Raw genomic sequence first — 6,253 nt, 5'->3', positions numbered from 1 at the left:
GACCCGCGCTCGAAGGAGCGCGGGTCCTTCCTCCGCCTCATTGGCCGCTCCCGATGGCGGGCGCCGTGCTGCTAGGCTTTGGGACTCACCGGGAAACCGGGGAGGTGGTCATGAGAGTTATTACCGCTCTAGCATGTGTCGCCTTGATTGCAGGTTGCGCAACGGCGGGCCCCCCAGGGCCCCAAGGGCCTGTCGGTCCACAAGGTCTGCCCGGCAAGCAGGGACCTAAAGGTGCAATGGGAGCTGCGGGTCCATCGGGGAAGGACGGCGTCAGCGGTTGGGAAATCACCCAGTATGCAAGTGCGAATGATACTAGCCCAGACAAATCCGCACAGGCTTGGTGTCCCAAGCCAAAAGTCGTCATAGGTGGCGGTGCCAGCGCGTCAAATTCAAATGCTCTGATTTCTAGGAGCTTGCCGGTTACTTCCCCAGCTCCAGGGTGGGTAGCACAAGCGCATGTAGCCGCTACGCCCCCAACAGCTTGGACGCTGACAGCATACGCCATTTGCGCGCTTGTCAAATAGTCGGCGCTTGGCCGGGCCGGTGAACTTTGCGTGTCGCGTCTTCGAGACACAAACGGCGTTCTAGTCTTCATCCCAAAAATCCTGCAGCGAGGCGTGCCGAAGGTCTTCCTCGCCCCTGGGATGCTTCACGCGGGCTTTGATCCCCGGTTTGACCCATTGCGTCGCCGGCCGCTTCATTCCCTTCGGCGCCGGTAAGCAGCATAAAAGCTTCGAATGCGAGCGGCTACGCCGCCCTTCGGGCAGCCGCTCGGAACGGATGGTCGATGGTGAAACCGTCGGGCCGAATACCCCGCTCAACTTGGCTCCACGTTACAGGATGGGCGATTGGGAAGCCCGGTCGGGCTCGTGGGGAGAAGGCTCCCACCGCGGTGTTGCCACGTCCGTTGCGAAGGTAGTCAAGAAAGATGCGACCCCTTCGGGCTGCCGGAGCGGCAGAGAGTAGATAACGACCGGGGCGTGCCTCAACAAGGCACTGGGCGAGCGACTTGGCCAATTGCCGGGCGCTGTCGTGGGTCATCTTTGTCTCAAGCGGTCCCATTAAGTGAATGCCCTTGCCGCCCGTCACCTTCGGCCAACTCTCCAGACCTGCCGCTTCCATGATGTCGCGGAGCGCCAACGCGGTCTCGATCACTTCCGCCCACTCGATGCCCTCCCCCGGATCGAGGTCCAGCACGACGCGATCAGCATGCTCGATATCGTCAACGGTGGCGTTCCAGGGATGCACCTCTACGGCATTCATCTCGACCAGCCCGAGCAAACCGGCAAGGTCGTCCACCCACACGCGAACGCCTTCGCCCCCCTCGCGTTTCTGGACGCGCAACTGATGTACCGCCGCGGGAATCTCGGGCAGCTTGCCTTTGTGGTAGAAGGTCGCCCCAAAAGCATGGCGGACCAGCTTCAGCGGTCGCCGGCGGAGATGGATCAGCGCTTGATCAGCAACCCGCTCCCAGTAGCGCACAAGCTCTTCCTTGGAGGGCGAAACCGCATCCGGAAGCAATTGCAGAATGTTCTCGCGAGGAACCCCATGTTGCCCGACTGCCTCTCGTCTCTTTGAAGGAGCGGGCGACTTCGCCGGGATCTGCACGAGGTCCTCGCGCAGGCCCTTGAACACTGCCTCGCGCAGGATGCCACGATCGGTGACGCCGCTGAATTGCACCTCGGCCAGGACCTCTGGTCTGATCCAGGTCGCCTTCGGCTTCACGATGGGCTCTGATAAAGGCGACTTGCCGATGATCAGTGGATCAAGCCGCTCTCTAACATGCCGCGCTGTCGTCAAGCTGTAGCCGCTTTGGGCCTTGCCAGCGTAGAGCAGGCGATCGCCTTCCAGCGGCCTATGTAAAGGGACGCAATGCGGCGTGGATGGGCGCCGAGCTTCTCGACGAAAGCAACAATGGGGAAGGTGTCGCTCTTGATGCATTTCACCTTGAGCCAACTCGTCTGCACACCTGAGCGATAGGGGGCATCCGCTCGCTTGGATACGATCCCCTCCAAGCCCATCCGGCATGCATGTTCAAACACGTCGCTGCCGCTCACCTCCAGATGCTCGGCATAGGTCAGTGTCGGCGCCCTGTCCTTCACCAGCTGTCGGGCGAATTGAGAAACTGACCCCCTGACGAAATGAAGAACTGACCCCCTCGGTTATGAGAGGAGGCATGGATGACGATTGGGATTTCGGCGATTCCTGCATTGTCGAGAACGATGCAGGGAGAGGAGATGCTTCAGCCTGAAGAGGTGGCAGCGATGCTGCGGCTGCATGAGCTTGGCTGGGGAGCGAAGCGGCTGGCGAAGGAATTCGGGTGCGCGCGCAACACGGTGCGTCGGTATCTGCGCGAAGGCGGGACTGTTCCGTTTCGCAAGCCTGTGCGGCGGAGCGCGTTTGACGGGCTAGACGATTGGCTGCGGGAGCGCTTCTTCCGCCATGGTGGCAACGCCGATGTGGTGCGCCAGGAACTGGAGAGCGAACATGGGATCGTCATAGGGCTTCGGTCGGTGGAGCTTCGGGTGCAGGGTTGGCGTCGGGAGTTGAGGGTGCAGAAGCGCGCAACGGTTCGGTTTGAGACGGCGCCGGGACATCAGATGCAGATCGACTTTGGCGACACGCGGGCGTGGATCGGCGGCGAGCGTGTTCGGGTGCACCTGTTTGTGGCAACGCTGGGTTACTCGCGTCGGCTGCATATCCGTCCCTCGCTTCGGGAGCGCCAGGCGGACTGGTTGGAGGGGATGGAAGGAGCCTTCCTTCGCTTCGGCGGGGTTCCAACGGAAGTGCTGTTCGATAATCCGAAGGCGCTGGTCGAACATCACGATGCGGCGACGCGGGAGGTGCGCTTCAATGTGCGGCTGCACGCCTTTGCCCGCTACTGGGGATTTACGCCACGGGCTTGTGCGCCCTACCGGGCGCGTACGAAGGGAAAGGACGAACGCGGGGTCGGCTACGTCAAGCACAATGCGATTGCCGGCCGCCGGTTCGAGAACTGGGCGGCGTTCGAGGCGCATCTGGACCGGTGGACGCGCGAGATTGCCGATCAGCGTGTGCATGGCACGACCGGGGTGGCTCCTGCGGAGCGCTTTGCCGAAGAAGCCATGGCGCTTCGCCCTCTGGGCGGACGGGCGCCGTTCGGGCAACTGCGGGATCTCGTGCGCAAGGTCCAGGCAGACTGCGCAATCGACCTGGACACGAACAGTTACTCGGTTCCCTGGCGGCTGATCGGGGAGAGCGTCCAGGTCGTGGTGCTGGGCGGCCGCGTTATCGTGCGTCATGCGGGCGAGGTGGTGGCGGATCATGCGTTGTGCCGCGGACGTCGCCAACGGATTGTCGAGCGCGCGCATCTTGCCGGCGTGGTCGGCGCTGCTGCGCCGGTGCGATCGGCGCCGGTGGATATCGTTGCGCCTTCCGCTCTGTTGCGGCCGCTGGCCGAATATGAGGCACTGGTGGGAGGCAGCTGGTGATGACGACGGTCGATCACGAGATGCTGGTGGCTCAGCTCGACCGGCTGAAGCTGACCGCGATCCGGGACCAGCTCGATACGCTGCTGGACGAAGCGGCGCGTTCGCAAATGACCTTGCGCGAGGCTTTGGCCTTCCTGGTGACCCGCGAGATCGCGCGGCGCGACGAGCGGCGCATCTCTATGGCAGGCAAGATCGCGCAGTTCCCGTTTGTGCGCGAACTCGATGGCTTCGACTTCGACGCGCAGCCGTCGCTGGATCAGCGCCAAATCCGGGAGCTGGCGACCTGCCGCTGGATTGCCCATGGCGACACGGTCCTGTTCCTTGGACCTCCGGGTACGGGCAAAACACATCTGGCGGTGGCTCTCGGGCGCGAGGCGATCCGGCAGAACCATAGCGTCCAGTTCGTCACGGCGGCCACGCTCGTGGCGATGCTGGCCAAGGCCCATGACGACGGTTCACTCGAAAAGCAACTGACGACCCTGTCGCGGCCGAAACTGCTGATCATCGACGAGCTCGGCTATCTCCCGTTCGAAGCCAATGCCGCACATCTGTTCTTCCAGCTGGTGTCGCAGCGTTATGAGCGGGGATCGATCCTGATCACCTCCAACCGCTCGGTGGGCGAATGGGGCAGCGTGTTTGGCGATCCCGTGGTGGCAACGGCGATCCTTGATCGCCTGCTTCATCATTCGACAGTGATAACGATCCGTGGCGACAGCTACCGGCTTCGCGAAAAGCGTCGTTCCGGCCTATTGCAGAAGGCCGGAACGACGCTCGGCACCAACGAAACCGCAAAACAATGAGGGGGTCAAATCTTCAGTTCGCCCAGGGGGTCAATCCTCACTTCGCTTGACACCAGCTTTTCTAGCGCCGCCTTGCGTTTCACCAGCGGCTGTTGCCGGATATCCCGACCGTTGAGGTGCAGCAGGTCGAACGCATAGAAGATGACCTTCGGCGAGTTTGGATTGCCCAATTCCCGCTCGAGGGCTTGGTAGTCCGGCAACCCGGTCTCGCCCAGGACGACAGCCTCCCCGTCGATGATTGCTGCTTTAACCGGTAGGTTCGCCGCTGCCTGGACAATTCCTTTGTATCGATGCGACCAGTCGTAGCCGCGGCGCGTGAAAGCTCGTGCTGTGCGGCCATCGACAATTAGCTGCGTGCGGTAGCCATCGTATTTGACCTCGTGAAGCCAGTCGCTGCCCGCGGGAGCTTTCGCGACCAACGTTGGCGATTGAAACTCAATGAATGATAGCCGGTCTGCGGCGCTACTCATGCACTTGTGACTCCCCGAACCGCGAGTCAAGCCGCAGGGCGGGCAATCGGTTCCGGAACATTTTAGCAAAATTGAATGTTTAGTAGCATGACGAAACTATCCGACGTGCACGATCGGCTGGAAATGGAGCCCTAGGCCATGGCGGTAAAGATCGGCGACGAAGTCACGCTCACCGGGACAATCCTGAAGGTGCTGGACAACGGCATGTCGAGCGTGAGCATACCCTCTTACAACTTTCCCTTTTCGATCGACACACCGAAGGGAACAAGGTCCGGCCAGAAGGTCGAGATCACCGGCTTTGTCACTCGGGTCGATGACGAGAACGGCAAGGTGACGGTCCGGATCGAAGGAGCCGGCCTAGTCACGGTAGATGTCGAAACAGTATCGCACGAGCCCGCGCCTAGGGTGCGTCAGTCTCGGTAAGCATGGCCCCTGCCGCGAAAATTGGGCAGTGCAAGGCTAATCGCAAGCCGTTGATCAACGAATTGTTTAGCGTGCTCCGCGATCCTGGTTGCCGAATGGAAGCTCTTGCTGAAATTGTCTCTTGCGGCGGACCCCAATCCGCTCGGCCGGTGTCTCTACCAGGCAATTTACCCCAACGCCCCCAAGGGACGCCGGCCACAAGCGTGTCCGTTCGGCACCTAGTGTCAACGCCGCGATTTCAACAGCCGGGCCTCACGCAACAATGAATTCCAATTGGTGCCGATCAGTTCGATCAGCACCCGAGCATCAGACTCCGAGATGCCTGTTTGCCTGGCCAATTGCCGGGCCAAAGTCTCGACGGCAGACCCGCTATCCGGCCTTCCCTTACTATCATCCTCGCTCATAGGGCAGCTCCATAGAGCCGAACGCAGAGCGAGGCCGAATGTTTCTTTAAAGCAACCCGAATTACGGGAACCTTCTGGCCAATTCCGCGGTTTCGCTTGGCCAACAGGAGGAACGGGCCACGTTGGAGCGTGAGGCCAAGAGAATGCAGTCATGAACGAGTGCTGTCCGACTATGACGAGGATGCCCGATCGAGACCGTGGTCAACTGTCGCCTGGGAATGATCTAGAAATTCACCGCTTCGCCAAGGAAAACGGCGTCCGGTCCGACCAAGTGCGCGAGCTGATCCGGCGGCATGAGGCCAGCCGTGCGGTGCTAACGGAGGTCATTGCGGCGCTTCGAAGACGAAGTCCGGCAGTGGCACTCTCGGATATTGACCTGCCGCCCGTAATCGGCAAGCGGCAGGGCAAATGCGAGGCTGATCATTTCAACCCCTCTCCGGTCTGTGGCCAAGTTTTCGACATGCGTGATCGGCGCCAGGCAACGTGGCACGCGCAGCCGGAACATGAGCCACTGATCAACTCTCGGAAGGCACGGTCTTTGTCGTGAGTTGCCATAACGACCATCTTTGGTGCGCAACTCTCTGATTGCTGAAGAGTTCCGCAAAGGGACGACGTGTTTGCTGCAGCATCGTTCGTGGAGGTCGAATGCTACCGCGCGTCCGAACGCCGGAGCTGCCGTCACGATA

Annotated in this window: 5 protein-coding genes and 1 pseudogene; 3 read left to right on the top strand and 3 right to left on the bottom strand. The window is 61.3% G+C overall.

Annotated elements, in window-relative coordinates:
- Positions 1-747: 747 nt before the first annotated feature.
- Positions 748-2,111: pseudogene (gene ligD, locus EOA85_RS24665) on the bottom strand (non-homologous end-joining DNA ligase); the annotation flags it as partial.
- Positions 2,112-2,180: 69 nt separating this feature from the next.
- Here ligD and istA point away from each other — a divergent pair.
- Together istA and istB are read left to right on the top strand one after the other, a co-directional pair.
- The gene (gene istA, locus EOA85_RS24660) at positions 2,181-3,470 is read left to right on the top strand and encodes an IS21 family transposase (protein WP_126063872.1); all 1,290 of its coding nucleotides are present in this window, start codon (positions 2,181-2,183) and stop codon (positions 3,468-3,470) included.
- Positions 3,470-4,270: an IS21-like element helper ATPase IstB gene (gene istB / locus EOA85_RS24655; protein WP_127211509.1), complete on the top strand. Its 801-nt coding sequence runs from the start codon at positions 3,470-3,472 to the stop codon at positions 4,268-4,270. The genes istA and istB overlap by 1 nt, the downstream gene beginning before the upstream one ends.
- Before the next feature lie 5 nt (positions 4,271-4,275).
- Here istB and EOA85_RS24650 read toward each other — a convergent pair whose 3' ends face one another.
- Positions 4,276-4,740 carry a hypothetical protein gene (locus EOA85_RS24650; RefSeq protein ID WP_245485994.1) on the bottom strand — a complete coding sequence of 155 codons (465 nt, stop codon included), beginning with the start codon at positions 4,738-4,740 and terminating at the stop codon, positions 4,276-4,278.
- Between the two features lie 138 nt (positions 4,741-4,878).
- Here EOA85_RS24650 and EOA85_RS24645 point away from each other — a divergent pair, with 138 nt between their 5' ends.
- Positions 4,879-5,163, top strand: a complete 285-nt coding sequence (locus EOA85_RS24645; protein ID WP_127211507.1) for a hypothetical protein — start codon at positions 4,879-4,881, stop codon at positions 5,161-5,163.
- A gap of 224 nt (positions 5,164-5,387) precedes the next feature.
- Here EOA85_RS24645 and EOA85_RS24640 read toward each other — a convergent pair whose 3' ends face one another.
- Positions 5,388-5,567, bottom strand: coding sequence for a hypothetical protein (locus tag EOA85_RS24640; protein ID WP_065010053.1), 180 nt, complete (start codon positions 5,565-5,567; stop codon positions 5,388-5,390).
- Between the last annotated feature and the right edge of the window lie 686 nt (positions 5,568-6,253).

The organism is Mesorhizobium sp. M5C.F.Ca.IN.020.29.1.1 (assembly GCF_003997375.1).
Lineage (GTDB): Bacteria > Pseudomonadota > Alphaproteobacteria > Rhizobiales > Rhizobiaceae > Mesorhizobium > Mesorhizobium wenxiniae.
Note: the sequence above shows the minus strand (reverse complement) of the source record. Positions and strands in the feature narration are given on the sequence as shown.

Bases quoted from the DNA above. Each gene is read 5' to 3' on its own strand.
- istA (WP_126063872.1), top strand. From the start codon at position 2,181: ATGACGATTGGGATTTCGGCGATTCCTGCATTGTCGAGAACGATGCAG.
- istB (WP_127211509.1), top strand. From the start codon at position 3,470: ATGACGACGGTCGATCACGAGATGCTGGTGGCTCAGCTCGACCGGCTG.
- EOA85_RS24650 (WP_245485994.1), bottom strand. From the start codon at position 4,740: ATGAGTAGCGCCGCAGACCGGCTATCATTCATTGAGTTTCAATCGCCA.
- EOA85_RS24645 (WP_127211507.1), top strand. From the start codon at position 4,879: ATGGCGGTAAAGATCGGCGACGAAGTCACGCTCACCGGGACAATCCTG.
- EOA85_RS24640 (WP_065010053.1), bottom strand. From the start codon at position 5,567: ATGAGCGAGGATGATAGTAAGGGAAGGCCGGATAGCGGGTCTGCCGTC.